Source organism: Mesopusillimonas faecipullorum, assembly GCF_020539505.1.
In the GTDB taxonomy this organism is placed as follows: domain Bacteria; phylum Pseudomonadota; class Gammaproteobacteria; order Burkholderiales; family Burkholderiaceae_B; genus Mesopusillimonas; species Mesopusillimonas faecipullorum.
The window spans coordinates 230,159-256,847 of sequence record NZ_JACDXW010000004.1 but is presented as its reverse complement, the minus strand read 5'-3'; the positions used below and the strand labels follow the sequence as shown (position 1 = coordinate 256,847).

The window sequence follows — 26,689 nt, the reverse complement described above, 5'->3', positions numbered from 1 at the left end:
TTGACCTACAACTCCAGCTGCATCCCCATCTCGACCACGCGGTTAGGCGCAATCTTGTAAAAACGCGAACTGCCACTGGCATTGCGCGCCATGAAAGCGTACAGCGCGCGCCGCCAGCGCGCATACCAAGGCAGCTTACGCAAGGCAATCAGCGTATGCCGTGAAAGGAAAAAGGATGTGCTCATGGGCTCCAGCAACAACTCTGGGTGCTCATGGGCCATTTGTGACAGCAACTGGGGCACATCGGGCTCTTGTTTGAATCCCCAATGAGCGGACACACGCCAACTGCTACTGCTCAGGCGCTCTAGTTCATAGCGATTCTGGCTTGCAACGTAAGGTTGGCCGGCACTGTATACGGTCAAAAAGAACGTCTGTTCGTGCAGCACCTTGTTGTGCTTCAGGTTATGCAGCAATGCCGCCGGCACGGCGTTCGCATACGGACTCATGTAGATGGCGGTTCCGCCCACACGGGCAGGTGGATATTCCTCCAGACCTTGCATGAAATCTTTGAGCACGGGCTGATTCTCGGAAAGCAAGGCGTGAACCTGTGCTTGTCCATTGCGCCACGTCATCATCAGTGTCAACAGGCTAGCGCCAATGATGGTAGGCAGCCACCCGCCATCGAAGAATTTAGAGAAGTTGGCTGAAAACAGCACAATGTCGAATGCCAGGAACAAAGCCAGGCCCAGCCATACTGCTTTACGCCAACGCGGCGGCACGCGAGCCGGCAGTACCTGCGTAGCCAGCAGCGTCGTCACCAGCATGGTGCCGGTGACAGCAAAGCCATAGGCGTGCGTCAAGGCTTCGGAAGAGCCAAAGCCTATGACCAGCGCCAGTACAGCCACACACAGCCATTGATTGATGCGAGGCAGATAGACCTGCCCTTCTGCCTGAGCAGATGTGTGTTGGATGATCATTCTTGGCCAAAAACCCAGCTGAATGGCCTGCCGAGTGACGGAGAAGGCACCCGAGATGACGGCCTGCGAAGCGATGATGCTGGCTATCGTCGCAAAAACGACCAGCGGCAGAGTGCCCCACTGAGGCGCCAGAAAGAAAAAGGGATTCACTATGGCCTGGGGACTTGAAAGCAACAGTGCACCCTGGCCAAGATAACAGCATGCCAGCCCCGGCAAAGCCACCAGGAACCATGCTCGACTGATGGTACGACGGCCAAAATGGCCCATGTCGGCGTATAAGGTTTCGGCCCCCGTCAATGCTAGTACCAGCGCCCCCAGCAGCAGATAAACCTGCCACGGTGCGTGCTGGATGAAACTGAGGGCAAAGCGTGGGTCCAAGGCCCACAACACCTGCGGATGCTCGATGATGCGCCAGGCACCCAAGCCCCCTATCAACACGAACCAGATTAGCATCAATGGCCCAAACCACCGGCCGATACTGCCTGTACCGCGACGCTGAATGCTAAATAGCGCCAATATGAAGCCGGCAGCGACGGGCACCACCCAATGCTTAAGATCGGGTGAGAGTATGGCCAGGCCCTCTACGGCCGACAAAACCGAAATGGCAGGCGTGATCACGGTGTCGCCATAAAACAGGCATGCGCCGGCAAGGCCCAGCACAATCAGGCACTGTCTGCGGCGTGAAGCACGAGCTGGTGAGGTGCCGGAGCCTGCATCTGCACGCGCGCGCGCCTGAGAGGCCAGCTCCATCAGCGCCAGAGTGCCCCCTTCGCCACGATTGTCCGCGCGCAACATCAAGAGCACGTACTTGATACTGACCACCCAGATCAGCATCCAAAACAACAGGGACAACACACCCAGGACAAGATCGGGAGTCAAGGTCTCGAAGCGCCCCAATGCTGCACGTACCGTGTAGAGTGGGCTGGTGCCGATATCGCCGAACACGATACCCAGGGCACCCACTACCCAGGCTGGTCGCGCAGACCCGCCATGGCCGGCTTGTTCAGCCTGCTGATGAAGGCTCATGATGCCCCTGCTCTTGCCTATTCAAGTGTGTTCCCATGCGCGGCCCCGGAAACACGATAGTGATTCGCGTGCCCTGCCATTGCGGCTGACTCAGCAGGCTCCACCACCCCCCATGGGCCTGGGCGATCTCGCGCACGATGGCCAAGCCCAGCCCCGAGCCTTCTTTTTCAGAAGATCGAGCTCGATAAAAAGCTTCGAACACCCGGACTTGCTCATCCGGTGCAATACCTATGCCATCATCTTCCACGACCAGCGAAGGGGGCGCTGTCTGGACGGTTAACCTTATCCGCGTGGCTCCCAGCGCATAGCGTAGGGAGTTGTCAATCAAATTGTCCAGCATGGCTTCCAGCAATACCGGATCGGCGTCTATCGCCACCTCTTGCTCAGGTGCCTCAAGCAATAGCTCGACATGCGCAGCACGCGCTCGGGGCACCCACTCTGCCCCGACAATACGCACCCAGTCGGCCAGATCCAAACGCACAAAGCTATCGCGCGCACGCGCGGTGGGTTCGGCGCGAGCCAGCACCAGCAGTTGCTGGCCCAAACGTATCATGCGGTCACTGGCCTGCTTGATGCGCTCGGCGCGCAGACGGACATCGTCAGGCAAGGGGCGAGACAGCATGAGCTCTGACTCGAGACTCAAGCCACTAAGAGGCGTGCGCAACTGGTGAGCCGCGTGTCCGATAAAGCGGCGCTGTGCTTGAACCGCCTCGTCCAGCCGTCCGAGCAAGCCATTGATGTGATCTACGACCGGCACCATCTCTGACGCCAGACCATTCACTTCCAGGGGTTGCAAATCGTCGACAGAGCGCAGATTGATTTCTTCGACAATGCGGTTGATGGACCTCAGGCCAGAGCGCACACCTGAGGCGAGTACCCAAGCGAACAGAGACACCAGCAACAACTGGCTGATCAACATGGCCCAGAAGATATCGCGCCACAACCAGTCGTCCAGGTTGATTTGGGTCACCACGAACCAAGTGATACCTAAATCTATTGCCACCAAAATCAAAATCGGTGGCACCAGCCGCAGCATCAAGTGTCGTGTCAGGGAACGAGGGGGGGGCCAAGCCGCAGTTTGACAGGCACCCGCCCGGTTTGGCATGGTGTCGGGCTCAGGAGGCGCGGACCGGCTCATAACTTGGCTCGGCTTGGCCGGCAGGGTCTTCGACCTCTAGCAAATAGCCAAACCCCCTGACAGTTTGAATAAGCGCGCCGGAACCCTCGAGTCGTTTGCGTAAGCGATAGACGTAGACCTCTACCGCATTCTCGCTAAAGTCGGCATCCCAGGCTGATAAAGAGTTGACGATCTGGCGTTTGGTGACTATTTTGCCCGGTTTTGCCATCAGCATTTCGAGCACGGAGAGTTCTCGCACAGATAAGGCCAAGCGCCGACCCGCGACCCTTACCTCGCGTCCGGCCATATCGAAAGACAATGGGCCGACTTCAAGATTGGATTGGGTAATACCCGCACGGCGCCGGGCCAAAGCGCGCACGCGCGCCGCAAGTTCGCGTAGTTCGAAGGGTTTGGCGACGTAATCGTCTGCACCGGCATCAAGGCCTGCAACACGATCATCAAGATTATCGCGGGCGGTGAGGATGAGCACTGGAACGTCTTGGCCTTGAGCGCGCAAGCGTCGTAAAACCTCTAGGCCATCCATACCGGGCAAATTCAGGTCGAGCAGTACGACGTCGTATGCTTGGCTGCTGATAGCCGCAGGGGCTTGCTCGCCTGACTGCAACCAGTCGACTGCATAGCCTTGCTCGACCAAAAAGTCTTGCAGGGCACGGCCCAGGATAATGTCGTCTTCAATGGCTAATACTCGCATGGCGTTGATTTTAGCGCAGCAACGCCTTAGAGCGTTATGGGTTTTGCGCTATGATGAACCGGAAATTGGGAGTTACATGTGCAGCTGCAAACAGAGTCCAACCCCGCGCTAAATACAGTTACCGCCTACGGCGACGATTACATAGAAATCAACGCCGTCACCTACCGCCATGCCGTGTATTTTGGTCCAGAGGGCGAAATACATGCCATGCCGGTCACATCATCAGATCAGATCAGCGCGGCCTTGCTGCGACAGATCGCCGGCATTCCCGAACCCGGGGCCGCAGACCCCATGGCCTTCCTCGACGACGCGCCGCCTACTCTGCCTGCTGATGCGCCACAGATCGTGCTCATAGGCACGGGCGCACGTCAGCGTTTTCTGGCCGCCTCATTGATCCAGCCGCTTAATCGGCTGGGCATAGGCGTGGAGTCCATGGACACCCAGGCGGCAGCCCGCACCTACAACATCCTCATGAACGAAGGGCGGCGAGTCGTTGCCGCCCTCTTACCCCTGGAGTGTTCCGCATGACGCAAGCCACTATCGGCCAAATCATCCCTGATTTTCAACTCGACAGCACTGAAGGCCCAGTTTCAGCCCAGGCTTTGCGAGGCCAATGGTTGGTGTTGTATTTCTATCCTAAAGACAGCACACCAGGCTGCACGACGCAAGCCCAGGGTTTTCGCGACCTACACGCTGAATTTGAAGCCTGCGGCTGCCGCATTCTTGGCGTTTCTCGCGACTCGATCAAATCACACCAAAACTTTATCGCCAAGCAAGCGCTGCCTTTTGCCTTGATCTCCGACCCGGACGAAACGCTGTGCGAAATATTCGGCGTCATGAAAATGAAAAACATGTACGGTAAACAGGTGCGTGGCATCGAACGCAGCACCTTCCTTATCGATACGCAAGGCAAACTGATACAGGAATGGCGGGGCGTACGCGTGCCAGGGCACGTCGATACTGTTCTTCAGGCTGTGCGCGAGCACACGGCTTCCAAATAAGCTAAGGCCTTGAGGGCTGGGGCATGCCCACCCTTTCGATCATTTCTAGGAGTTACGCTTCATGCCGTTACCCAAATTGCCTACCCGGATGGGAACCTTGCTAAGCATCCCGGACCAAGACTTGGCTGTACTTGAAGACAGCCCTGCCTCCGCCCCCCCTCCCAAGGCAATACCAGCTACTGCTAAAACTCCTAGCCGTAGCGAGCCCAGGGTAGAAACTGAGGCTCCGGCTGCGGCTGCCCAAGTATCGCCCAAACGCAAGGCAAGCACCGCCAAGCGCACCAGGCTGCCGGTTGCCAAACGCAAGCTGTTCGTGCTGGACACCAATGTGCTGCTGCACGACCCGACTTCACTGTTCAAATTCGAAAACCACGACATCTTTTTACCCATGGTGGTGCTAGAAGAACTAGACCATCTTAAGAAAGGCATGTCGGAAGTCGCTCGTAACGCTCGCCAAGCCAGCCGCTTCATGGATCATCTGGTCGGTGGTCAAACCTCAATCGACAAAGGGCTGCCCCTGGACACCCTGGGCCACCAAGACGCCCTTGGCGATCTGCATTTCCAGCACAATGCGCTACACGCCAAACTGCCCGTCGAGCTCCCCGAAGGCAAGGCCGATAACCGCATACTGCAAGTCGTACATGCACTGCAAGCGCAGCATAAAAGCCGCGAAGTCGCGTTGGTTTCAAAAGACATCAACATGCGCCTTAAAGCCTTGTCTTTGGGGCTGCACGCGGAAGACTACTTCAATGACCATGTCATTGATGATTCCGACCTTCTATACGAAGGCGTCATGCCGCTACCTGCCAATTTTTGGGCCAAGCACGACAAAGACATAGAATCCTGGCAGCAGCAAGGCACCACGTACTACCGTATCAAAGGGCCTCTTTGTGGCGACTTCATCGTCAACGAATTCGTCTACTTTGAAGGCGAGATGCCGCTGTATGCGCAGGTTAAGGAAGTCAGCGGCAAAAGTGCCGTGTTGGCAACGCTGCGCGACCACAGCCACGCTAAAAATAGCGTTTGGGGTGTCACAGCGCGCAATCGCGAACAAAACTTCGCACTGAATCTGCTCATGAACCCGGAATGTGATTTTGTTTCTTTGCTGGGTCAGGCCGGCACGGGGAAAACACTTTTGGCGCTGGCCGCCGGGTTGGCACAAACTTTCGAAACCAAACGCTACAACGAAATCATCATCACACGCGCCACCGTGCCTGTAGGCGACGACATTGGCTTTCTACCTGGTACCGAGGAAGAAAAAATGCTGCCTTGGATGGGTGCCCTGGAAGATAACCTAGAGGTTCTGCACGCGGGCCAAACGGGCTCGTTGAATAATCCGCCCTCCAACGCCGGCAACCAAGAATGGAGCAAAAGCCCCACTCTGGACCTCATCCGTTCACGCATCAAGGTCAAATCACTGAACTTCATGCGCGGCCGTACCTTCCAGAACAAGTTTTTGATTATCGACGAAGCGCAGAACCTGACGCCCAAGCAAATGAAAACCTTGGTGACGCGCGCCGGGCCCGGCACCAAGATAGTCTGCCTGGGCAATATCGCCCAGATCGATACGCCCTACTTGACCGAAGCCAGCTCGGGCCTGACTTATGTGGTCGATCGATTCAAGGGTTGGCCTCATGCAGGCCATATCACGCTTCAGCGCGGCGAACGCTCGCGCTTGGCGGATTACGCCAGCGAAGCCCTGTAAAACGCCATGAGTGCAGCATGCCCCCGTCGCAAACCCATTGCTCTTACCATGGGCGATGCGGCGGGCATAGGCCCGGAAATCATCGCCAAGCTGTTTGAAGCGGGGCTGCCATGGCCAGCCGTCGTGTATGGCGATGCCGGCGTTATGCAAGAGCAAATCGAACGCTTGGGTTGGCAGAGCAAGCTAAAGATACATGCTTGCAACGAGGTTTCCCAGGCCCGCTTGCAGCCTGACGGCATAGATGTTGTCAACCGCTGGCAGGCCTTGCCCGCCAAGTTGCCTCTGGGCAAGGTTCATGCGCTAGCAGGGCAAGGCGCCTACGAGTATCTCTGCCAGGCCATAGACGACACTTTGGCCGGAGAGACACGCGCCATCGTCACCGCCCCGTTAAACAAAGCCGCCATGCAAGCGGGCGGCATTACTTTTCCTGGCCACACTGAAATTCTGGCCGAACGAACCGGCACTCGTGACTACGCCATGATGCTGGTCAACGACGAGCTGCGTGTCATTTTAGTGACCATACATGAGGCCCTATCCCGCGTTCCTGGTTTGATTACCTCCGCATTGGAGTTACGCACCATACGTTTGGCTCATGAAGCTTGCAGGCTATTGGGTATAGCTAGCCCTCGCGTCGCCGTAGCGGGCCTGAATCCTCACGCCGGGGAAGACGGAAAGTTCGGCCACGAAGAACAAGAGGCCATTTCCCCTGCCATCGCTCTGGCACGTAACGAGGGCATAGACGCCTCTGGGCCCTGGCCGGGCGATACCTTGTTCATGCGGGCTCGCCAAGGCGAATTCGATATCGTCGTCGCGCAATACCATGACCAAGGCCTGATACCCATCAAGTATCTGGGCCTGGACCAAGGCGTCAATACTACGGTGGGGTTACCATTCGTACGCACCAGCGTCGATCATGGAACCGCCTACGACATTGCCGGCCTCGGGGTGGCCGACCCCTCATCCCTGCGCGCCGCCTTTGAGCTCGCCTTATTGCTGGATCGCCGCGCCGACTGAGTCCTACATAAAGCGCGACTTATTTCTTATTTATGCAACCCCCACGGCCCACCCCTTCCTTAGCCAGGTCGCGATTTATGCGGGGGCTATGGCTGGCCGTGGCCGTCATCAGCTTGGGCTTGGCTTTTATCGGCGCTGTGTTGCCGGGCATGCCCAGTACAGTCTTTGTCTTGATCGCCGCGTGGGCAGCAGCCCGCAGTTCGCCCCGCTTTCATGCCTGGCTATCAAAACACCGTTGGTTTGGGCCTTCCTTAGCCAACTGGTCCGATGGGCGTAAGGTGAGCCGGCGTGCCAAATGGGGAGCCAGCGCCTCCATGGCACTTTGCGCTGTCATTCTGTACCTGACGGCCTTCAGCCCATGGTTGACCGGGTTCGCCATGCTTAGTATGGCTTGCGTATTGGCCTGGCTATGGAGCCGCCCGGAGCCAGACACTCCAAAACAAAGCCCTGGTAACGATTAAAGGGCAGAAGTAAAGTTCAGGAAACGCGTACTGGCGCCCTGGAAAGTGAGGCGTACTGTCCCGATAGGGCCGTTACGCTGCTTACCGATAATGATCTCAGCCGACCCTTTGTCTGGCGAATCGGGGTTGTATACCTCATCGCGATAAATAAACAGAATAACGTCGGCGTCCTGCTCGATAGCACCAGACTCACGCAAGTCGCTCATCACAGGGCGCTTGTTGGGCCTTTGCTCAAGACTGCGGTTAAGCTGCGACAGGGCAATCAAGGGACAGTTGAGCTCCTTGGCCAAACCTTTGAGCGAACGGCTGATCTCTGAAATTTCGGTGGCTCGGTTTTCGCCGCCCGAACCGGACATCAGCTGCAAGTAGTCGATGATAATCAAACCCAGTTGCCCACATTGACGCGCCAGGCGACGCGCACGCGCACGCACCTCCATGGCGCTCAGCGCAGGGCTTTCGTCAATATAGATTTGCGCTTGCTGCACCTGTTGCACTGCGTGTGTGAGACGGGGCCAGTCATCTGCCGTAAGCTTGCCGGTACGCATGCGATGCTGGTCCAGCATACCTACCGAACCCACCATACGCATAGCCAACTGCACCGCACCCATTTCCATGGAGAACACTGCGACCGGCAGCCCCTGCTCGATGGCTACGTGTTCGCCGATATTCATCGAAAACGAAGTTTTCCCCATGGAAGGCCGCCCGGCAACGATAACCAAATCGCCCGGCTGCAAGCCTGAAGTCATGCGGTCCAGGTCGGCAAACCCAGTTGGAACGCCCGTGACATCGGAATCCCCTTCGCGGTGATAGAGCTCGTCGATACGCTCGACCACCTGGGTTAACAGGGGCTGAATATCTTGAAAGCCAGCCGAGCCTCGTTCACCTTCTTGGGCGATCTGAAAGACTTTGGATTCTGCTTCGTCCAGAAGCTGGCGCGCCTCTTTACCTTGAGGGTTGAGCGCGCCGGCGGCGATCTCGTCAGCCACCGACACCAGCTTACGTAACATGGCGCGCTCGCGCACGATCTCGGCATAGCGACGGATATTGGCCGCCGAAGGCGTGTTATGCGCCAAGGCGTTCAGGTAGGCAAGCCCCCCTGTTTCCTCAGCCTTACCTGCACTGGACAGAGACTCGTGCACCGTCACTACGTCGGCTGGCCTTGCCAGCCCGATCAGCCGGCTAATATGCTGCCAAATGATCTTGTGGTCGAAACGGTAAAAATCTTCTTCGGTTAGCAGATCGGTGATGCGATCCCAAGAGCTGTTGTCCAACAACAAGCCGCCAAGCACCGATTGCTCTGCCTCGATAGAGTGCGGCGGGACACGCAGATACTCAATCGAAGGATCGACGGCGTTTTTCATGGGTTCCATCTGGGATTGCCTTACTGACGAAGAAAAAAATGAAGCCGGACGAACCGGCTTCATTCTTGCAAATTACGCGGCATGGTAATGCAGGCTTGCACCTGCCAATTTACCATGCGCGTGGCGAATTGATCACACTTGATAGGTAACCGTATGCCGCCCTTGCGTAGGCTTAAGCCATCTCGCCGATAACTTGCACAGTAACACCCACGACAACGTCGGCGTGCAGTGCAACTTGGACGGGGAACTCACCCACAGCCTTGATGGCGCCGTCGGGCAGGCGAACCTGCGATTTGGCGATACCTTCAAAACCGTTCTCGAGCAGTGCGGCAGCGATGTCCATGGTCGTGACGGAACCGAACAGACGGCCATCGACACCGGCTTTCTGGGAGATCTTGATAACTTGCGCATCAAGTTTGCTACCCAGCGCTTCAGCAGCAGCCAGTTTCTCGGCCTGTTGCTTTTCAAGCTCGGCACGGCGGGCTTCGAATTCAGCGATAGCTGATTGCGTAGCACGGCGAGCAATTTTTTGGGGGATGAGGTAATTGCGAGCGTAACCGTCACGGACACGGACGACTTCGCCCAGATTGCCCAGGTTAGCGACTTTTTCGAGCAGAATGACTTGCATGACTGGACCCTCGATTACTTGTGGTTATCGGTGTAAGGCAACAGGGCCAGGAAGCGCGCGCGCTTGATGGCGGTGTCCAGCTGACGCTGGTAGTGAGCCTTGGTACCGGTCAGACGGGCAGGAATGATCTTGCCGTTTTCTTGGATGAAGTCACGCAGCGTGTCGAGATCTTTGTAATCGATCTGATCGACGCCAGCCACCGTGAAGCGGCAGAACTTGCGACGCTTGAACAGAGGATTCTGTTGTCCGAAGCGGCGTTTTTCCTTACGTTTTTTGAACTGTGCCATGGTAAGCCTCTTAACTGTATCTATGCGCAGCCGTCAATTGCGGCCATGCGCCATTCGAATGATTGCCAACATGCCTGAAAAGCGGGGGTCTTAGGCCACCCAACCATCGGACGGAGCCAAACGCCCCGCCTGTTGAATGTGCAGCACCAACCTGTCGGAACCCTTACGCTTGGGAGCCAGAAACCCTTTTATGGTTAATGGGGCACCAAGCGCCACATCTGCCAATAGCAAGGCAATATCACCTATGGCTACGGCCGTCAGGGTTAGCGACACGCGTCTGGCCACCCCTGCTTCAACGACTTCCGACTCGTGCTCTAGGCGCATTTCCAGCACCGCTTGCCCTGCGGGCGTATAGCGTATGGGCTGGGTTTCAAGCACCTGAGCCGTAAGGCTGAGCTGGTTCACGCCAAGCGTGCCAGACATGCCAACCGACTATTACTCTTGCGTTTCAGCTTCGGTGCTGGCTTCAGCGCTGACCTTGCGGGCTTCTTCGCGCTCGACCGACTTCATCATGATGGAAGGTTCGGTTTCAGCTTTGTCAGCCTTGATGACCAAGTGACGCAGCACAGCATCGTTGTAGCGGAACGAGTGTTCGAGTTCGTCGAGGACGCCTTGGCTGCATTCGATGTTCATGCAGACGTAGTGGGCTTTGACGAGTTTCTGGATAGGGTAAGCCAGTTGACGGCGGCCCCAGTCTTCAAGACGATGCACCTTGCCACCATCGGCCGTAACCAGGGCCTGATAGCGCTCGACCATGGCGGGCACTTGCTCGCTTTGGTCGGGATGCACGATGAATACGATTTCGTAATGACGCATTAATGCACTCCTGTGGATTTCCCTGTTAGGGCCAGCCAACCCGGCCTTTCAGGGGGTAGCCCGCCCGTTTGCAAGCAAATAAGCTGCCAACGAGTCGAGCAAGAAACCCGGCATTTTAGCATATTGCCAAAACACACGAGAAAAGCGCCCGCATTATCCGTGCGGGCGCCGTAAAACCGCCGCCTGTGTCAGGGGCCAACCACTACCGCATAGGCGGAATGGTTATGAATGGACTCGAAGTTCTCGGCTTCGACCCGATATTGCTGTACGCCAGGGAAGTCGCGCACTTGCACCGCCACATCACGCACCAGGTCTTCAACAAACTTGGGATTGTCGTAAGCACGTTCAGTGACGTATTTTTCGTCGCCGCGCTTAAGCAAACCCCACAACTCGCACGAGGCTTGCTGCTCGATGCGCTGGATCAGCGTCACGATATCGACCTGCTCGGGCGAACCAAAGCTGGCTTGGACTGTAACGTGAGAACGCTGATTATGTGCGCCGTACTCGGAGATGGCTTTGGAACAAGGGCATAAGCTGGTAACAGGCACCAAGACAGTCAACTCGAATTCAGTGGGTTTACCCACCTGCGAACGAGCGAGCCATGTGACTTCGTAGTCCATCAGGCTGGCAACTCCTGAAACAGGCGCCACCTTGTTGATGAAATACGGAAATACGGCAGTCAGGTCACCTTGCTCGGCGTTGAGCAGCGGCAGCATCTTTTCGGCCATATCGCAAAACAGCGCGGGCGTCATGGCTTGAGGACGGTATTCGTCTAGCAAGGCCACGAACCGGGACATATGTGTACCCTTTTCGTGGGCCGGCAGTGCTACCGTGAGTTCCCATTCGGCAACGGTGGGCAGAGCAGCCTGGCCTTCGCCGCCGCTGATCAGCATAGGATGACGCACGCTACGCACCCCTACCCGCTGTATGGGCAAGTGGCGGGTATCCAGGCTGCTTTGCACGTCGGGCATAGCCACGACGCTATCGGTAATGGTATTCATAAGCGCTCGGCAACGTGTCGCATACGCACACGCCGCAATCGGAAAAACACAAAATTAAAGGGCTATTATGGCCCATCATGAGGCCGCTTGCTGCGAAACCCCTTTTTGCACAAGGTCTTTCAGGGTGGGAAAGCGTTGCAATATGGCCGCTTCGATACCCTTGGCGTCTAGCCCCAGCTGGGCCAACAAACCCGATTGATCGCCATGATCGATGAATCGATCGGGCAGGCCTAGTTGCAGCAATGGCACAGTAATACCCTGGCTGTTGAAATGCTCTTGCACCGCTCCGCCGGCCCCACCCATTACGGCTGCTTCTTCAACCGTGGCAAAAAACGAGTGGTCTGCGGCGAGCTCGTTTAGGAGCTCGGCATCAAGCGGCTTGACGAATCGCATGTCGACAAGTGTGGCATCTAGGCGCTGGGCGGCCTTCAGGGCCTCAGGCACTCGTGTACCGAATCCAAGAATCGCTAAATGCCGACCCTGCCGCAGCACTCTGGCCTTACCAATGGGAACAGGCGCTAATGAGTTGCCGGCCTCGACCCCGGTGCCTGCCCCGCGCGGATACCGTACGGAAGCCGGGCCGGGGTAGTGATAACAGGCGTTCAATAACAGGCGCGCCTCGTGCTCGTCGGAGGGAGTCGCGACGACCATGTTGGGCACACATCGCAAGAAGGCAATGTCGTAATTACCCGCATGCGTCGCGCCGTCGGCGCCAACCAAACCCGCGCGATCTAGCGCGAAGGTGACATCCAGATTTTGCAAGGCCACATCATGGATGAGCTGATCGTAAGCTCTTTGCAGGAAAGTGGAATAGATAGCCAGCACGGGCTTCAGCCCTTCTGCCGCCAATCCTGCGGCAAAGGTGACCGCGTGCTGCTCGGCGATACCCACGTCGAAGTAACGCTGGGGAAAGCGCTGATGGAACTCAACCATGCCGCTGCCTTCGCGCATGGCAGGCGTGACGCCCACCAGCTTTTCGTCGGCTTGAGCCATATCGCACAACCATTGCCCAAATACCTGGGTAAAGCTTTGTTTGGCTGGCGTAGTTGCGGCCTGAATACCCACCTCGGGGTCAAACTTGCCGGGCCCATGATAAAGCACGGGGTCGGCCTCGGCTAATTTGTAGCCTTGCCCTTTGCGGGTGACCACATGCAGAAACTGTAGCCCCCCCAATGAGCGCAGATTCTCGAGGGTAGGAATGAGCGCGTCCAGATCGTGGCCGTCTATGGGACCCACGTAATTGAAGCCCAACTCTTCAAACAGCGTGGCGGGCCGAGCCATCATGCCCTTGGCGTGCCCTTCGAAACGCCGCGCCAACTCGAGCACGGGCGGCACGTGCTGTAGAACCGCACGCCCCACGTTTTTGGCAGCCGCATAGAACCCACCCGACATCAAGCGGGCGAAATAGTGGTTCAACGCCCCCACAGGCGGAGAGATCGACATATCGTTATCGTTAAGAATCACGAGCATATCGATATCAGGGGTCACACCGGCATTATTCAGTGCCTCGAAGGCTTGACCGGCCGTCATGGCGCCATCGCCGATGACGGCCACATGACGACGCTCGCGCTTACCCAATTGACGAGCGGCTACCGCCATGCCCAGCACTGCGGATATCGAGGTGGACGAATGCGCGGTGCCAAACGCGTCGTAAGGCGACTCGCTACGCTTGGGAAAGCCTGAAATGCCGCCCTGCTGGCGCAGAGTCGCCATATCCAAGCGCCTACCGGTAAGGATCTTGTGGGCATAGGATTGATGCCCGACATCCCATACCAATCTGTCTTCGGGAGTATTGAAGACGCGATGCAAGGCTACGGTGAGCTCTACCGTGCCCAGATTGGACGACAAGTGCCCCCCCGTGCGTGAAACGGATTGCAAGATAAAGGCGCGCAATTCCTGCGCCAGCTGTTTAAGCTGACGACGTTCCAGCGGCTTGAGGTCAGCTGGCGACTGAATGGTTTCTAGCAGGGAAAACGACATGGACGACATGAACGGGAACAATCCCGTAATGATAAAGGAAGCCGGGGGCAGTGTCTCAAAGACCCCACACGGAAGGCGGATCACTAAGCTCCCTGGGGCGCTTAGTGATTGCGCTGAGCAATGAAATCAGCCAGCTGCCCCAAACGCGCCCCTTGAACCCCCAATGGCCGCACCGCCTCGTGGGCGGCTTTTCTAAGGCCTTCCAGCAGTTGCCCCGCCGTCTCTAGGCCAAGCAATGTAACGTAGGTTGGCTTATTTGCGGCGGCGTCCTTGCCCGCCGTTTTACCCAAAGTGGCGGTGTCGGCCACTGCATCGAGTATGTCATCGGCCACTTGAAAGGCGATACCAACAGCTTCAGCGTAATCTTCTAGCGCACCGCGCTGCTGAGAGCTTGCCCCAGCCACCACGCCACCCAACAAGATACTGGCTTGCAGCATTGCGCCTGTTTTCATGGCATGCATGGATTGCAACTGCTCGTCGGTAAGCGCCAACCCCACGCTGACACAATCCACAAACTGCCCTCCCACCATGCCGACGCTGCCGGCAGCACGCGCCAGCAGCTCTACCGACTGCACGATCAGGGCCGGCGCAATTGGCATTTGTGCCAGCAGCTCGAAGGCCTGGGGCTGCAAGGCGTCGCCTACCAGCATAGCGGTGGCCTCGTCATACTGTTTGTGTACGGTGGGTCGCCCGCGACGCAAATCGTCGTCGTCCATGCAAGGCAAATCATCGTGAACGAGCGAATAAGCGTGAATGAGCTCGACGGCGGCAGCCGCGCGATCAAGCGCCGTGCGCTGCGCCGGCGACAAGCCGCCCCCAGACGTGATGCAGACCTCGCCGGCGGCATACACCAAGGCCGCACGCACACGCTTACCGCCGCCCAGCACGGCGTAACGCATCGCTTGATGCAATACGACAGGTTCGGCATCAGGTGCCGGCAACCAGCCCTCCAGCGCTGCCTCGACCCGCTGAACATGCTGCGCAAGCCAGCTTGGGAAATCTGCCTGCCCCATGCTTACTCTCGCTCACTCAAATTATCTGATGCGCCAGTGCCGCCCCCATAGGGCTCCAACAGATTGCCTTGCAAAACCTTCACCTGCTCTTCGGCCTTGTCCAGCAGACCCTGGCAACGGCGCGCCAACGCGACTCCGTGCTGGTAGGCTGCCAACGACTGCTCCAGAGGCAGGTCGCCGTCTTCCATGCGGGCGACCAAAGATTCGAGTTCGGCAAGCGCAGTCTCGAAATCCTGCGGCATTTGAGCCTCGCCGGCACCAGCCTGCTGCTCAGGAAAAGGAAGGGGCTTGTTCATGCGTGTTCCAGACAAAATGAAGCGATGGCGTTCAGGGGCACTGCATGCATCTGAACCCGTTGCATGCCGCGATTGTAAAGTATCGGCGTGAATATCTGGCAACAAGCTGGCCATATTTGCCCTAAGACACCGCACCTTATCGCCGGAGCGGGAAAGCAACAATCCTCCCCTAGGGTACAATCTTGCCCTTTCACCATCTCCTTTCTGCTCAACCGTCTGTTTCTTCTCAGCAGGCTCAACCCAGCGGGTTCCAAGCCTGACATCTGCGAAGCGGGGGAGGATCACCATGGCCGACATTGGTCGCGAGGCTCAGTTCGCGCCCGCGCGTACACAACTGCCTGTCGATAACTATTTCGACGAAGCCATTTTCGCTCAGGAAAAAGCGCATATTTTCGAGCAATCAGCTCGCTATATCGGGCATGAGAAACTGGTTCCGGAACCGGGCGATTGGCGCGCGCTGGCCCAGGAATCCAATGGGCGAGTGCTGGTACGCAATACCCAAGGGGTAGAGTTGCTGTCCAATGTTTGTCGCCACCGGCAAGCGCTTATTCTGGGCTTTAACCCCCACGAACAGGCTAGCCAGCACGGCAAACTGCATCGCACCGGCGGCAATATTGTTTGCCCTATTCATCGCTGGACATACAACAATCAAGGCCGTTTGCTGGGCGCGCCAAAATTCGCACAGTCCCCCTGCCTTGATCTGCAACGCTTCGAACTGAAAAACTGCCATGGCTTGCTTTTCGAAGGGCAACGCGATCCCGCTAAAGACCTGGCACCGCTTTTCGAGCGCCCTGAGTTCGACCTGTCTGACTACGTGCTGGATCACGTCGAAGTACACAATTGCCGCTACAACTGGAAAACCTTTATAGAGGTCTATCTGGAAGACTACCATGTGGGGCCTTTCCATCCTGGACTTGGGCGCTTTGTGACTTGCGAAGACCTGGACTGGGAGTTCTCGGACTGGTATAGCTTGCAACGCGTAGGCGTGCATCGCGCGCTCGGCTCTCCGGGCAGTCCGGTGTATCAGGAATGGCATAAGCAGCTGCTCACTTATCGAGGCGGCCGCACACCCGACTTTGGCGCGATTTGGGTGGTGTATTTCCCCACTCACATGATAGAGCTTTATCCGCACGTGGCCGTGCTTTCGACTCTGCACCCCATTACCCCGCAGCACACCATCAACGTGGTCGAGTTTTATTACCCCAAAGATATCGCAGAGAACCACAGAGACTTCGTGCTTGCGCAGCGCGCCGCCTATATGGAAACCGCCATAGAAGACGACGAAATTGCGGAACGCATGGATGCCGGGCGCCAAGCCCTGATGCGGCGAGGCGTCAGTGAAGTCGGCCCCTATCAGTCGCCGATGGAAGACGGCATGTTGCATTTTCATGCCTGGTACCGCCGCATCATGGGCATGCAGGCGGCGTAACGCCAGGCAGGCCCCGCATCAGTCAGGATCGGGCCGGCTTGATTTTTGGGTTCTTGCTTTTGGCTTTGCTCTGGGTGTAGGTTCGCCAGGTGGAAAGCAGCCCTGAACTGATAACGAGCGCCATGCCCGCCCATGCAACGGCATCGGGCATGTCGCCCCAGAACAAACTGCCCCACCCTGCCGCGAAGATGATGGTGAGGTATTGCAAGGCTGCCGTGAGCAGCGCCGAGCCTGCACCGAAGGCTCGGGTCATGGCCAACTGCCCCACCATGCCGGATAACCCCACCCCGGCTAATCCCAGCCATGCCTCCCAGCTCAGGCTCACCCAGCCCTGAGCCAAAACAGCACATAAGCCTGACAGCGTACCAGCCAGCGAGAAAATCAGCACGGTGCGCCATTCTGACTCGCCCGCCCGGCCAATCTGTCTCACCTGCATCATTGCAATAGCACCCAGCGCCCCGCCGCACAAGCCCGCAAGGCCGGCAATGAAATGCTCTTCGCCGATACTCGGGCGCAACACGCCCAGCACACCGACAAACCCTAGCAATACCGCCAGCAAGCGCACATAGTCTCGCTGACCCGCCCCCCACAACATCCAGCCCGCGATGAACAGCGGAGAGGTGTAGTTAAGGCTGACTGCGGTGGACAAAGGCAGATGGGACAAGGCGTAAAAGCCCAGCCACATGGAGGTAATACCCGCCACGTTACGCCATATGTGCAAGCGCCAGCTGATAGGCTTGGGGGAACGTCCCGTCAGCCGCGCCCAAGCCAAAAGCAAAATCACTGAAGGCAGGGCACGAAACAATACGATTTGCGCAAGCAAGGCGCCTTGCTCTGCCGAAACCTTGATCGAGGCCCCCATGAGCGAGAACGCCGCACAGGCCAGAATCATCCACAAGGATTGCATGATGAAATAAAAAAAAGCGCCACCGAGAAAGGCCATACTATAAGCCAGCTCAATCTCCAATATTGCGGCGCCGGCGGGGAACCTGTCCTCTATAGCGCAGACTAATACTCAAGGGTTCACGCACCCGCCTTGCTTATCCCATATAAAATGGTCGTCTCCTTACAGTTCGCACAAAGGAAACTCAAATAATGAAGCGTATTTTTCTGTTCCTAGCCACCAACCTGGCCGTTATGATCGTCCTGGGTATCAGCATGAATGTGCTGGGCGTTGGTCGCTACCTGACCGCTAATGGCATGGATCTTGGCCAGCTACTGATTTTCTCGGCCATCATTGGTTTTACCGGCTCTTTCATTTCGCTGCTGATCAGCAAATGGATGGCCAAGCAAAGTACTGGCGCCCGGGTCATCGACCCCAACCGCCCTGCCAACGCTCGTGAAGCCTGGCTGGTTAACACCGTTCACCAACTGGCCGACCGCGCCGGCATAGGCCGTCCCGAAGTCGCCATCTACGATGGCGCCCCCAACGCTTTCGCAACCGGCGCGTCCAAAAACAATTCGCTGGTGGCCGTCTCTACCGGCTTGCTGCAAAGCATGACCGAAGAAGAGGTGGCAGCGGTACTAGGTCACGAGGTCGCCCACATCGCCAATGGCGACATGGTCACGCTGACGCTGATACAAGGCATCGTCAACACCTTTGTCATCTTCCTGGCTCGTGTAGTGGGTTACTTCATAGATAAAGCCGTGCTCAAGAACGAAAACGGCGTAGGCATGGGTTATTACGCTACCGTGCTGGTCTGTGAATTGCTCTTTGGCCTCCTGGCTTCCATTATCGTGGCTTGGTTCTCGCGTCAACGCGAGTTCCGCGCAGACGCGGGTTCCGCCAAGCTTATGGGCGCACGTGAACCCATGATTCGTGCGCTCGCGCGGCTGGGCGGTGTAGACGCCGGCGAATTGCCCAAGACTTTCGAAGCCGCCGGTATCTCCGGGGGACGCAGCCTGGGTGCCTTGTTTGCCTCCCACCCCCCCATAGAAGACCGCATCCGCGCACTCCAGCAGCGCTGAGCCCTGCTCTTCTTCCGCCCACTGTGCCGGCCTCTCACGGGGTCGGCACAACATCATTTCGAAGCCATGCAGAACAACTTGACGCCTCAAAAGCAATCAGACGATCTTGACTTGCTACAGTTAATACGCATGGTATGGGCCGGAAAACGGCTGGTCATTGCCTGTGTGATCGTAGCGCTGCTCATTGCCGCCGCTTACCTTTTTCTCTTGGCGCAGCCTCGTTATGCTATCCGCGTTTATGTCACGCCACCGCCCGCCTCAAGTCTGGAGAGCCTGAACCGCGGGCGCGCTACCGCAGGCATCGCCCCCTATACACCTCAACAGGTTTTCGACGTTTTTTCTGCCCGTTTGCTCTCCGACAGCGTCACACAGAAATTCGTACGGGCGACGCTCAAATATCCAGACAGCACCCAGTTGTCCTCTTCCACACTCAACGCCAATGCCTGGCGTGTCGAGGTCGTCAAGCCCGACGCCAAGCGGCAAAATCTTTACAGAATCCGCATCTTGGCGGCAAGCCCCGAAGAAGCGCAAAGACATCTGACCTTGCTTCTGGACCTTGCTCAAACTGAAGCGCTAAGCAGCCTGCTGGCTCAAGCGCATCACGCGGTATCTCAGCGCATGAACGAACTCGCTTCCTCCATGGCCATTCAACGCGCGGTCGCCCTGAAGCAACGTCAGGATCGTATCGCCCAGCTGCGTGAGGCCTTAGTCATTGCCGAAGCCTCTGCGCAAGAGCCCACCCAGTCGTCCGGGCACATCGCCAACGCAGAAGCCCTCAACGCCACACCAGAAGGCCGTGAACTTTATTCGCGCAACCCCCAGTCTTTAAGGGCCGAACTCAAGGTCTTGGAGGCCCGCGAGAACGATGACCCCTTCATCCGCGATCTGCGCGAAAAAGAAACTCGCCTGAGCATGCTGCGCGCCATAGACCCTGCCACTGATACGGCTTTGCTGTACGACATTGACGGTGAAACGCTAAGCCCCGATAGCCCTGAAGAGCCGAATCAGAAAAGGGTCTTTGCCTTGGCCTTGCTGTTGGGCGCCATAGTGGGGGCACTTTGGGCCCTGCTGCTAGGTTTGCTGCGTAGCCAACGCCCAGCGCCTTAGTCACCACTTACCGAAAAAGCCTGCCTGGCAGGCTTTTTTGCTTGAATCTTACTTACAGGTATCGCGCAAACCAATCGTGCATCCGGCTCCAGCCCTCTTGCGCATCGTACTCACGATAGCTGGGACGGTAGTCGGCGTAGAAGGCATGCCCTGCTTGGGGATACACAATAATCTGGCTGGCCTGAGAGGCGGCATTACCTTGAGCGAGTTCGCCCTGCATGCGTTCGACATCCGCCATAGGAATACTGTTATCTTGCCCCCCGTACAAGCCTAGTACGGGCGCGTGCAGCTTACCGGCAATATCTATGGGTTGGTACTTCTGGATAGCACCGTGGCCACTCACCAGTTTGCCATACCAGGCCACACCTGCTTTACAAGCGGGATTATGCGCAGCATATAACCAAGTTATGCGCCCGCCCCAGCAGTAACCCGTTACCCCCAAACGAGAGGCGTCCCCACCGTTCCGTCCCGCCCATTCGGCAGCGGCATCCAAATCGGCGAGCACTTGCTCATCGGGCACCTTGCTTACCAATTGGCTGATCAGCGTCGGCACGTCGGGATACGCATTGGGATCGCCTTGCCGCTGGTAATGCTCGACCGCAATTGCAAAGTAACCGGCATGAGCCAAACGACGACACACGTCCTGAATATGCTCATGCAAACCGAAAATTTCTTGCACCACCAGGATCACCGGCGCGCCCTGCCTGTCTTTTTGCACGGCGTGATAAGCGTCGACTTCTCCGTCGAAAGTCGGAATCTGCACACGCCCCTGGATCAGGCCTTCGGCGCTGGTATGAATGGTCGTCCCAGCCTGCCCCGTGATTGATGAAAAACCCATAGTGCTTCCTTGAGAAATCAGTCAATAAAATCGCTAAAAATGTGCAAAGCGCACACTTGGCCAGCCAATACGGCGCTACGGCTAATGAGCCTGCTCCCAGTTGTCGCCCACGCCCACCTCGGCGACCAAAGGCACGTCCAAAGACGCCACCTGGCACATCAAAGCCGGTAGTTCACGTTTGATCAGGTCTACTTCGTCTGTCGGTGCTTCGAGCACGAGTTCGTCGTGCACCTGCATGACCAAGCGCGCACTCATGTTCTGTGCCTCTAGCCAACGTTGCACGGCCACCATCGCCATCTTGATCAGGTCAGCGGCAGTCCCTTGCATAGGGGCGTTGATGGCAGCTCTTTCGGCTGCGGCTTGGCGTGGCCCCTTCTTGCCGCCCTGCAAATCAGGAAGCCACAAACGCCTGCCAAACACGGTTTCAACAAAACCTTGATCACGCGCCTGCGCCTTGATGCGCTCCATATAGCTAGCCACGCCCGGATAGCGCATGAAATAGCGATCAATGTAAGAGCGGGCCGCATCACGCGTGATACCCAGATTGGAAGCCAGGCCGAACTCACCCATGCCGTAGATAAGCCCGAAATTGATCGCCTTGGCGGCGCGGCGCTGTTCGGACGTGACCTCGGACAAAGGCGTGGAAAACACTTCGGAGGCCGTGGCACGGTGAATATCTTCGCCACGGGCAAAAGCCCCTTGCAAATTAGCGTCGCCAGACACGTGCGCCATCACCCGCAACTCGATTTGAGAATAGTCAGCCGACAGTATCTTGCCTTCTGGCGCAATGAAAGCCGCCCTGACCCGCCGCCCTTCTGCGGTACGCACAGGAATATTCTGCAGATTGGGGTCGGACGATGCCAAGCGCCCCGTGATGACGGCAGCCTGAGCATAGCGTGTGTGGACTCTGCCTGTACGCTCGTTGACCATACGTGGCAGCTTATCGGTGTAGGTGGATTTAAGCTTGGCCAAAGCCCGGTATTCGAGCAAGACTTGTGGCAAGGGATAATCTTGTGCAAGCTTGGTCAAAACATCTTCGTCAGTGGAGGGCGCCCCACCCGCCGTCTTTCTCACTACAGGCAACTGCATGCGCTCGAACAGTATTTCACCCAGCTGCTTGGGGGAATTAAGATTGAATGGCTGGCCCGCCAACTCGTGTGCCTTGGCCTCAAGTGCCTGCATGGTCAAGCCCAGCTCGTGGCTTTGTGCTTGCAGAACCTTGGCATCGATACGCACACCATTGCGCTCGATGGTGGTCAGCACCTCAGAAACCTGTACTTCCAGCTGATAAATACGTTCCAGCCCTTCGGAGGCAGCCACTTTGGGTCGTAATTCACGATGCAGCTGCAGCGTCAGATCGGCATCCTCGCTGGCATAGTAGGCCGCCTGCGACAAATCAACTTCGTCAAAACCGATTTGCTTGGCCCCCTTGCCACATAAGGCCTCGTATTCAACCCCACTACGCCCCAGCCAACGCTGCGACAGCTCGTTAAGGTTCACCCGCTTGTGCGACTCAAGCACATAGGCCTGCAACATGGTGTCTTCGGCAATACCGCGCAACACAATGTCTTCATTAAGGAACACATGAGCATCGTACTTGGCGTTGTGCAGAAGCTTGCGTGCCTTGGCGTCTTCGAGCCAGGGGCGCAACACCTGCATCACCTCGTCAAAAGGCAGTTGCTCGGGCGCGTCGGGTCCGCGATGGCGCAAGGGTATATAGCATGCATGCCCTGGCTCGACGGCCAAAGACAGCCCCACCAGGCGGGCCTGCATAGGGTCCAGTGAGGTGGTCTCGGTATCAAGCGCCACCAAATCAGCGCCTTCGATGCTCTTTAGCCAGGTATCCAGCGCGGCGCGCGTTTGCACGGTTTCATAGTGGGTTTCAACCGGGGCGGGCGGCGCTTCTGTGGTGACCCGGGCGTCTTGCTCGGGGATGCGCTGTGCATCGCCGGTAATCTCGCGCAGCCAAGTACGAAAGCCGTAGTTTTCGTACAGATACAGCAGCTGGGTGGCGTTGGGCTCACGCGGGACAAGCTCGTCCAGCCCGGCACCGATGAACGGAATTTCACAGTCACAGCGTATGGTCACGAGCTTGCGCGTCATCTCGAAGCTGGGGATGGCCTCGCGTAAATTTTTACCCGCTACCCCTTTGATCTCATCAGCATGTGCGACAAGATTATCCAAGGTGTCGTAAGACGCCAGCCATTTGGCAGCCGTTTTCGGGCCTACCTTGGCCACACCCGGTATGTTGTCGACGCTATCTCCCATCAGCATCAGATAATCGATGATCTGGTCAGGCCGCACACCATACTTGGCAACCACCCCGGCAATGTCTTGCTTCTCGCCGCTCATGGTGTTGACCAGGCTGACATGCTCGTTGACCAGTTGAGCGATATCTTTGTCGCCGGTGGAGATAATGGTTTGAACACCCAGATTTGAAGCGCGCTGAGCCAGCGTACCAATGATGTCGTCGGCCTCGACGCCCGAAACCGTCAAAACGGGCCAGCCCAACGCTTCGACCATGGTATGTATGGGCTCGATCTGGGCAGCCAGGTCTTCGGGCATGGGCGGACGATGCGATTTATATTCGGGATAGATATCGTCGCGGAAGGTTCCACCCTTGGCATCAAATACGCAGGCAGCATAGTCCGCCTTGTAATCTTGCACCAGCCTCCGTAACATCGACGTGACACCATACAAGGCTCCGGTAGGCTCGCCGCGCGCATTACGCAGGTCGGGCAAGGCATGATAGGCCCTATACAGGTAGCTGGAACCATCAACAAGCAACAAGGTTTTTTTCATGGATGAGATCGTGCGTTCAAGCGCCGCGCAGCAAATTCCCCAGATTATGTCAGAAATGCAGGACGCCGCCGACATGCTGCAAAGCGTGGGCTGGTGCGTTGCCGTTTTTGGCAGTGCACGCATAGCGCCTGACTCCCCCTATTACAGCATGGCCACCGAACTCGGGCGTCAGCTGGCCGGCGCAAGCCTACCTTTGATAGCGGGGGGTGGGCCAGGCATCATGGAAGCCGCCAACAGGGGTGCCTACGAAGCAGGCGGCGTAAGCATAGGCTTGAACATCAAACTTGCCCACGAAAGCGACGGCAACCCATACCAGACGCATCGCCTGGCCTTCGAGTATTTCTTTTCTCGCAAGGCTACGTTCTTCATGCACAGCGCTGCTTACGTCGCGCTTCCGGGCGGCATGGGCACCTTAGATGAGTTGTTCGAGGTCCTGACGCTGCTACAGACCCGCAAAGTACCGCCTGCTCCGGTTATCTTGATGGGCACCGACTTCTGGAAGGGCCTGCTGGTATGGATGCGCGACAACTTACTCAGCCGGCAGCTGATTGTCGAAGAAGATCTCGATAGAATCATCGTGACCGACGAACCTGAAGAAGCGCTGCGCCACATTCAGGCATTTTGCCGAGAGCACAGCAGTCAACTGTGCCCCGAAGCAAGCATGCCCGAATAAGTATCAACGTTTTTTCAACAAGGTTTGTGCCACCAAGTAGCCCGAGCCCCCGCCCAAGCCAGGGCCGGGGTGCGTGGATGCACCAATGTGGTACAGGTTTTTGTATGGCGTGCGATGAGCTCGGGCACCATCTGAACCCGCAAAGGGGCGCATCCAGAAGAACTGATCAGGCGAGCAGATACCCGAATAAGGGTCCCCTCCCACCAGATTGCAGTTCAAGGCTTCGAGGTCGCCCGGCGAATAAGCACGGCGACCTATGATGAGCTCGGAAAGCCCTGGCAGCACTTTCTCGACTCGCGCCTGAACGCGATCGGCCATGGCTTCGCGCACCGTTTCGTTCCAGCGCCCGTCTTCGGGTACGCTGATTTCTCCGGCGGCATCCCCTTTTAGCCTGGAAGGCATGTCTTGTAGCTGCAGCCATAAAATCCACTTGCCCTGCGGTGCGCGGCTGGGGTCAGCCGCTACCGGCTGGCCTATGGCCACCGAGGGCGCACGTGGCAGCAAGCCATTGTTGGCCTCGGCCACCGACATGCTGACGCCTTCCAGGCTGTCGGCCAAATGGACCAATGGCACCTGCAACATTTCGGGATCACGCCAAGGCGCCATGCCATTCAGGGCAAAATGAATTTGCATGCAGCCCCGACCGAAAGCATAACTCTGGGCTTTGGTGCGTACATTTTCGGGCGCTTGCGGTAACAGCCTGCCGTACAACTGGGGCGGCGTTACATTGCAGACCACCGCTTCGCTGGCACCATAGGCCACACCGTTTGCGATCACACCGGTAGCGCGACCGCCCGTAAGGGTAATTTGTTGCACATCGACATTGGTCAGCACCTCGCCCCCATGCGCTTCGATAATGCGCACAAGCGCCGCAACCAGTTGGCTACCGCCCCCCTTGACCACAGGCGCCCCGCCTGCAACCACGGCGGCAAAGGTGAGCTTGCCGATCAGGGCAGAGCTGGCGTCATCGGGCCCCAAGCCCGTATGCAGCACCCAGGGCGCCATCATGGCGCGCGTCAGGTCGGAGGACAAAGTACGTTGTGACCAGCGCCGAAAGCTCTCAAGGGACTCTGAGGCAAAGCCCATAAGGCCGTCAGTACCACGCTTACGCCACTCGGAAAACAACAGCTTGCCGAGTTTCCAGTCGTAGGGGTTGTTGCCCAGCAGCCCGAAGGTAAGCGCAGCGTCTTTCTCGAATAGTTGCGCCGCCATGGCGCCAAAAGCCTTGCCGTCGCCAGGCGCTACTTTTTCGATACGAGCGACTGCGTCGGCGATATCCTGCTTCAGCGCCAAGCAGCGGCCATCGGTAGTCGCCACCCCGGTGGTGTAGGCGCTGGAGAGAAACTCGACACCTTGCTTGGCCAAGGCCTCTTTGAGTTCGGGGTAGGCAGCCCCCCCCATGAATAGCGGATACCAGCTGGACAGAACCTCGTGAGTGAAGCCTGGGAAGAGCTCTTCGGTACGTATGCACCCCCCAAGCCTGTCATTGCGTTCGAGCACGCGCACTTTTTTGCCTTTTAAGGCAAGCAACGCCGCACACACCAGCGAATTCATTCCGCTGCCGACAACAACGACCTGGGTCTTAGCCACACTCATTTAGTTCTCCAGCTGAAAAACGACTTGGATTCAGGGTACCAACGCCAGCACACGCAGCGGGCTACCCGAGCCGCCCTGAATTTTCAGGGGCGCGGCAACGATGACCGTGCCTGTAGGCGGCAACTGATCAAGGTTGTTAAGGCACTGAAGGCCGTATTTGTTGGCACCGTGCATCAGCGTGTGGCAAGGATAAGGCGTGGACCATCCGAAAGATTGGCCCGCGTCAGTGTTGATGGTTTCAACGCCGAAACCCAGCACATTGCGCTCTTTGATGAGCCAGGCAACGGCTTCCTCGCTAGGGCCAGGCGTATGCGCGCCGTCTTCGCGCATATTCACGTAGGAAGCAGGATCGCTTAGGCGCTTGGCCCAGCCCGTGCGGAACAGCACCCAGTTGCCCTCGGGGATGCGACCGTGCTGGGCTTCCCACTGTTGCAGGTACTCGACCGTCAGTACCCAGTCTTCGTTCTGGCTGACTTGCTCGGTGGCATCTACCACCACGGCAGGGGCGATGAAATTGGCGGGATCAATGGTGTCTACCGTGTTGTCCGCGTGGTCTTTACCGGAAATCCAGTGGGCTGGCGCATCGAAGTGGGTGCCTGTATGCTCACCACAGGTGAAGTTGTTCCAGTACCAAGCGGGGCCGGCGTCGTCATAATGCGAGATACGCTCAATCTTGAACGAGCTGACCTGGCCAAATTGCGGAGGCAGTTGCAGCGGAGGAAAGTCGGGGGACAAAGTGTGAGTCAGATCGACCACTTTGAAATTGCCTTTGGCCAACAAATCGACAAATGTGTTCGGGGACTGCATCAGGTTTCTCCTTCTGAAATATTATGCATACTGGCATCTAGGCCCAGACATGCGGTGCGCAGCGCTGAGGGGTTTCCCTCTATATGACGCCGGATGCACTTAGTTTAAACTTGAATAATTGAATTGACACATAT

The 26,689-nt window shown here is 57.4% G+C and carries 26 protein-coding genes; 9 read left to right on the top strand and 17 right to left on the bottom strand.

What is annotated here, in order from left to right; translation table 11 throughout:
* Positions 1-5: 5 nt before the first annotated feature.
* From H0484_RS09500 to H0484_RS09490, 3 genes are read right to left on the bottom strand one after another with little or no spacing between them, the layout of a single operon-like run.
* A complete protein-coding gene (locus tag H0484_RS09500; protein WP_226954334.1) occupies positions 6-1,943 on the bottom strand; it encodes a potassium transporter Kup in 1,938 nt (645 codons plus the stop codon).
* Positions 1,921-3,081, bottom strand: coding sequence for a sensor histidine kinase (locus H0484_RS09495; RefSeq protein WP_390624826.1), 1,161 nt, complete (start codon positions 3,079-3,081; stop codon positions 1,921-1,923). Before H0484_RS09495 ends, H0484_RS09500 begins: the two co-directional genes overlap by 23 nt.
* The gene (locus tag H0484_RS09490; RefSeq protein ID WP_226954333.1) at positions 3,059-3,772 is read right to left on the bottom strand and encodes a response regulator transcription factor; all 714 of its coding nucleotides are present in this window, start codon (positions 3,770-3,772) and stop codon (positions 3,059-3,061) included. Before H0484_RS09490 ends, H0484_RS09495 begins: the two co-directional genes overlap by 23 nt.
* Positions 3,773-3,850: 78 nt before the next feature.
* Here H0484_RS09490 and H0484_RS09485 point away from each other — a divergent pair, with 78 nt between their 5' ends.
* The 5 genes from H0484_RS09485 to H0484_RS09465 all read left to right on the top strand — a co-directional run bounded on the left by H0484_RS09485 (position 3,851) and on the right by H0484_RS09465 (position 7,953).
* Positions 3,851-4,300 carry an Mth938-like domain-containing protein gene (locus H0484_RS09485; protein ID WP_226954332.1) on the top strand — a complete coding sequence of 150 codons (450 nt, stop codon included), beginning with the start codon at positions 3,851-3,853 and terminating at the stop codon, positions 4,298-4,300.
* Positions 4,297-4,773, top strand: coding sequence for a peroxiredoxin (locus H0484_RS09480; RefSeq protein ID WP_226954331.1), 477 nt, complete (start codon positions 4,297-4,299; stop codon positions 4,771-4,773). The genes H0484_RS09485 and H0484_RS09480 overlap by 4 nt, the downstream gene beginning before the upstream one ends.
* Before the next feature lie 61 nt (positions 4,774-4,834).
* Positions 4,835-6,478 carry a PhoH family protein gene (locus H0484_RS09475; protein WP_226954330.1) on the top strand — a complete coding sequence of 548 codons (1,644 nt, stop codon included), beginning with the start codon at positions 4,835-4,837 and terminating at the stop codon, positions 6,476-6,478.
* 6 nt (positions 6,479-6,484) lie between these two features.
* On the top strand, positions 6,485-7,492 hold the full coding sequence (pdxA, locus tag H0484_RS09470) for a 4-hydroxythreonine-4-phosphate dehydrogenase PdxA (RefSeq protein WP_226954329.1): 1,008 nt from the start codon (positions 6,485-6,487) through the stop codon (positions 7,490-7,492).
* A gap of 77 nt (positions 7,493-7,569) precedes the next feature.
* On the top strand, positions 7,570-7,953 hold the full coding sequence (locus tag H0484_RS09465; protein WP_226954328.1) for a YbaN family protein: 384 nt from the start codon (positions 7,570-7,572) through the stop codon (positions 7,951-7,953).
* Here H0484_RS09465 and H0484_RS09460 read toward each other — a convergent pair.
* From H0484_RS09460 to H0484_RS09420, 9 genes are all read right to left on the bottom strand, one after another.
* Complete coding sequence (locus tag H0484_RS09460; RefSeq protein WP_226954327.1) at positions 7,950-9,314, bottom strand: replicative DNA helicase; 1,365 nt, start codon at positions 9,312-9,314, stop codon at positions 7,950-7,952. The genes H0484_RS09465 and H0484_RS09460 overlap by 4 nt on opposite strands.
* A 172-nt stretch (positions 9,315-9,486) precedes the next feature.
* A complete protein-coding gene (gene rplI, locus H0484_RS09455) occupies positions 9,487-9,942 on the bottom strand; it encodes a 50S ribosomal protein L9 (RefSeq protein ID WP_226954326.1) in 456 nt (151 codons plus the stop codon).
* A gap of 14 nt (positions 9,943-9,956) precedes the next feature.
* Entirely contained in the window at positions 9,957-10,229 is a 273-nt protein-coding gene (rpsR, locus tag H0484_RS09450) for a 30S ribosomal protein S18 (RefSeq protein WP_226954325.1), read from the bottom strand.
* Between the two features lie 90 nt (positions 10,230-10,319).
* Positions 10,320-10,652, bottom strand: a complete 333-nt coding sequence (priB, locus tag H0484_RS09445) for a primosomal replication protein N (RefSeq protein WP_255644738.1) — start codon at positions 10,650-10,652, stop codon at positions 10,320-10,322.
* A 12-nt stretch (positions 10,653-10,664) separates the two neighbouring features.
* Entirely contained in the window at positions 10,665-11,045 is a 381-nt protein-coding gene (gene rpsF, locus H0484_RS09440) for a 30S ribosomal protein S6 (protein WP_226954324.1), read from the bottom strand.
* 188 nt (positions 11,046-11,233) lie between these two features.
* Positions 11,234-12,046, bottom strand: a complete 813-nt coding sequence (gene folE2 / locus H0484_RS09435) for a GTP cyclohydrolase FolE2 (RefSeq protein ID WP_226954323.1) — start codon at positions 12,044-12,046, stop codon at positions 11,234-11,236.
* Positions 12,047-12,121: 75 nt separating this feature from the next.
* A complete protein-coding gene (dxs, locus tag H0484_RS09430) occupies positions 12,122-14,026 on the bottom strand; it encodes a 1-deoxy-D-xylulose-5-phosphate synthase (protein ID WP_226954322.1) in 1,905 nt (634 codons plus the stop codon).
* A gap of 101 nt (positions 14,027-14,127) precedes the next feature.
* Positions 14,128-15,039, bottom strand: a complete 912-nt coding sequence (locus H0484_RS09425; RefSeq protein ID WP_226954321.1) for a polyprenyl synthetase family protein — start codon at positions 15,037-15,039, stop codon at positions 14,128-14,130.
* Between the two features lie 2 nt (positions 15,040-15,041).
* The gene (locus H0484_RS09420; protein ID WP_226954320.1) at positions 15,042-15,335 is read right to left on the bottom strand and encodes an exodeoxyribonuclease VII small subunit; all 294 of its coding nucleotides are present in this window, start codon (positions 15,333-15,335) and stop codon (positions 15,042-15,044) included.
* Between the two features lie 286 nt (positions 15,336-15,621).
* Here H0484_RS09420 and H0484_RS09415 point away from each other — a divergent pair, with 286 nt between their 5' ends.
* The gene (locus tag H0484_RS09415) at positions 15,622-16,764 is read left to right on the top strand and encodes an aromatic ring-hydroxylating oxygenase subunit alpha (protein WP_226954319.1); all 1,143 of its coding nucleotides are present in this window, start codon (positions 15,622-15,624) and stop codon (positions 16,762-16,764) included.
* Between the two features lie 22 nt (positions 16,765-16,786).
* On the opposite strand, the gene H0484_RS09410 is transcribed toward H0484_RS09415, so the two are convergent.
* On the bottom strand, positions 16,787-17,671 hold the full coding sequence (locus H0484_RS09410) for a DMT family transporter (RefSeq protein ID WP_226954318.1): 885 nt from the start codon (positions 17,669-17,671) through the stop codon (positions 16,787-16,789).
* 188 nt (positions 17,672-17,859) lie between these two features.
* Here H0484_RS09410 and htpX point away from each other — a divergent pair, with 188 nt between their 5' ends.
* Complete coding sequence (gene htpX / locus H0484_RS09405) at positions 17,860-18,732, top strand: protease HtpX (protein WP_226954317.1); 873 nt, start codon at positions 17,860-17,862, stop codon at positions 18,730-18,732.
* A 66-nt stretch (positions 18,733-18,798) separates the two neighbouring features.
* Positions 18,799-19,839, top strand: coding sequence for a Wzz/FepE/Etk N-terminal domain-containing protein (locus H0484_RS09400; protein WP_226954316.1), 1,041 nt, complete (start codon positions 18,799-18,801; stop codon positions 19,837-19,839).
* Between the two features lie 52 nt (positions 19,840-19,891).
* Here the strand turns inward: H0484_RS09400 and H0484_RS09395 are convergent, their stop codons facing one another.
* Together H0484_RS09395 and polA are read right to left on the bottom strand one after the other, a co-directional pair.
* Positions 19,892-20,677, bottom strand: a complete 786-nt coding sequence (locus H0484_RS09395) for a dienelactone hydrolase family protein (protein WP_226954315.1) — start codon at positions 20,675-20,677, stop codon at positions 19,892-19,894.
* Between the two features lie 81 nt (positions 20,678-20,758).
* Positions 20,759-23,479, bottom strand: a complete 2,721-nt coding sequence (polA, locus tag H0484_RS09390; protein WP_226954314.1) for a DNA polymerase I — start codon at positions 23,477-23,479, stop codon at positions 20,759-20,761.
* On the opposite strand from polA, the gene H0484_RS09385 reads away from it, so the two are divergent.
* A complete protein-coding gene (locus H0484_RS09385; RefSeq protein ID WP_226954313.1) occupies positions 23,478-24,152 on the top strand; it encodes an LOG family protein in 675 nt (224 codons plus the stop codon). The genes polA and H0484_RS09385 overlap by 2 nt on opposite strands.
* 3 nt (positions 24,153-24,155) lie before the next feature.
* Here the strand turns inward: H0484_RS09385 and H0484_RS09380 are convergent, their stop codons facing one another.
* Together H0484_RS09380 and H0484_RS09375 are read right to left on the bottom strand one after the other, a co-directional pair.
* A complete protein-coding gene (locus H0484_RS09380) occupies positions 24,156-25,748 on the bottom strand; it encodes a phytoene desaturase family protein (protein ID WP_226954312.1) in 1,593 nt (530 codons plus the stop codon).
* 30 nt (positions 25,749-25,778) lie between these two features.
* Positions 25,779-26,555, bottom strand: a complete 777-nt coding sequence (locus H0484_RS09375) for a cyclase family protein (RefSeq protein ID WP_226954311.1) — start codon at positions 26,553-26,555, stop codon at positions 25,779-25,781.
* Between the last annotated feature and the right edge of the window lie 134 nt (positions 26,556-26,689).

Coding starts and splice junctions, on each gene's coding strand:
- dxs (WP_226954322.1), bottom strand. CDS start 14,026: ATGTCGTTTTCCCTGCTAGAAACCATTCAGTCGCCAGCTGACCTCAAG.
- polA (WP_226954314.1), bottom strand. CDS start 23,479: ATGAAAAAAACCTTGTTGCTTGTTGATGGTTCCAGCTACCTGTATAGG.
- H0484_RS09495 (WP_390624826.1), bottom strand. CDS start 3,081: ATGAGCCGGTCCGCGCCTCCTGAGCCCGACACCATGCCAAACCGGGCG.
- H0484_RS09410 (WP_226954318.1), bottom strand. CDS start 17,671: ATGCAATCCTTGTGGATGATTCTGGCCTGTGCGGCGTTCTCGCTCATG.
- rpsF (WP_226954324.1), bottom strand. CDS start 11,045: ATGCGTCATTACGAAATCGTATTCATCGTGCATCCCGACCAAAGCGAG.
- H0484_RS09475 (WP_226954330.1), top strand. CDS start 4,835: ATGCCGTTACCCAAATTGCCTACCCGGATGGGAACCTTGCTAAGCATC.
- H0484_RS09400 (WP_226954316.1), top strand. CDS start 18,799: ATGCAGAACAACTTGACGCCTCAAAAGCAATCAGACGATCTTGACTTG.
- H0484_RS09375 (WP_226954311.1), bottom strand. CDS start 26,555: ATGCAGTCCCCGAACACATTTGTCGATTTGTTGGCCAAAGGCAATTTC.
- rplI (WP_226954326.1), bottom strand. CDS start 9,942: ATGCAAGTCATTCTGCTCGAAAAAGTCGCTAACCTGGGCAATCTGGGC.
- H0484_RS09500 (WP_226954334.1), bottom strand. CDS start 1,943: ATGAGCCTTCATCAGCAGGCTGAACAAGCCGGCCATGGCGGGTCTGCG.
- priB (WP_255644738.1), bottom strand. CDS start 10,652: ATGTCTGGCACGCTTGGCGTGAACCAGCTCAGCCTTACGGCTCAGGTG.
- H0484_RS09465 (WP_226954328.1), top strand. CDS start 7,570: ATGCGGGGGCTATGGCTGGCCGTGGCCGTCATCAGCTTGGGCTTGGCT.
- rpsR (WP_226954325.1), bottom strand. CDS start 10,229: ATGGCACAGTTCAAAAAACGTAAGGAAAAACGCCGCTTCGGACAACAG.
- pdxA (WP_226954329.1), top strand. CDS start 6,485: ATGAGTGCAGCATGCCCCCGTCGCAAACCCATTGCTCTTACCATGGGC.
- htpX (WP_226954317.1), top strand. CDS start 17,860: ATGAAGCGTATTTTTCTGTTCCTAGCCACCAACCTGGCCGTTATGATC.
- H0484_RS09385 (WP_226954313.1), top strand. CDS start 23,478: ATGGATGAGATCGTGCGTTCAAGCGCCGCGCAGCAAATTCCCCAGATT.
- H0484_RS09490 (WP_226954333.1), bottom strand. CDS start 3,772: ATGCGAGTATTAGCCATTGAAGACGACATTATCCTGGGCCGTGCCCTG.
- H0484_RS09415 (WP_226954319.1), top strand. CDS start 15,622: ATGGCCGACATTGGTCGCGAGGCTCAGTTCGCGCCCGCGCGTACACAA.
- H0484_RS09425 (WP_226954321.1), bottom strand. CDS start 15,039: ATGGGGCAGGCAGATTTCCCAAGCTGGCTTGCGCAGCATGTTCAGCGG.
- H0484_RS09380 (WP_226954312.1), bottom strand. CDS start 25,748: ATGAGTGTGGCTAAGACCCAGGTCGTTGTTGTCGGCAGCGGAATGAAT.
- H0484_RS09480 (WP_226954331.1), top strand. CDS start 4,297: ATGACGCAAGCCACTATCGGCCAAATCATCCCTGATTTTCAACTCGAC.
- folE2 (WP_226954323.1), bottom strand. CDS start 12,046: ATGAATACCATTACCGATAGCGTCGTGGCTATGCCCGACGTGCAAAGC.
- H0484_RS09460 (WP_226954327.1), bottom strand. CDS start 9,314: ATGAAAAACGCCGTCGATCCTTCGATTGAGTATCTGCGTGTCCCGCCG.
- H0484_RS09420 (WP_226954320.1), bottom strand. CDS start 15,335: ATGAACAAGCCCCTTCCTTTTCCTGAGCAGCAGGCTGGTGCCGGCGAG.
- H0484_RS09395 (WP_226954315.1), bottom strand. CDS start 20,677: ATGGGTTTTTCATCAATCACGGGGCAGGCTGGGACGACCATTCATACC.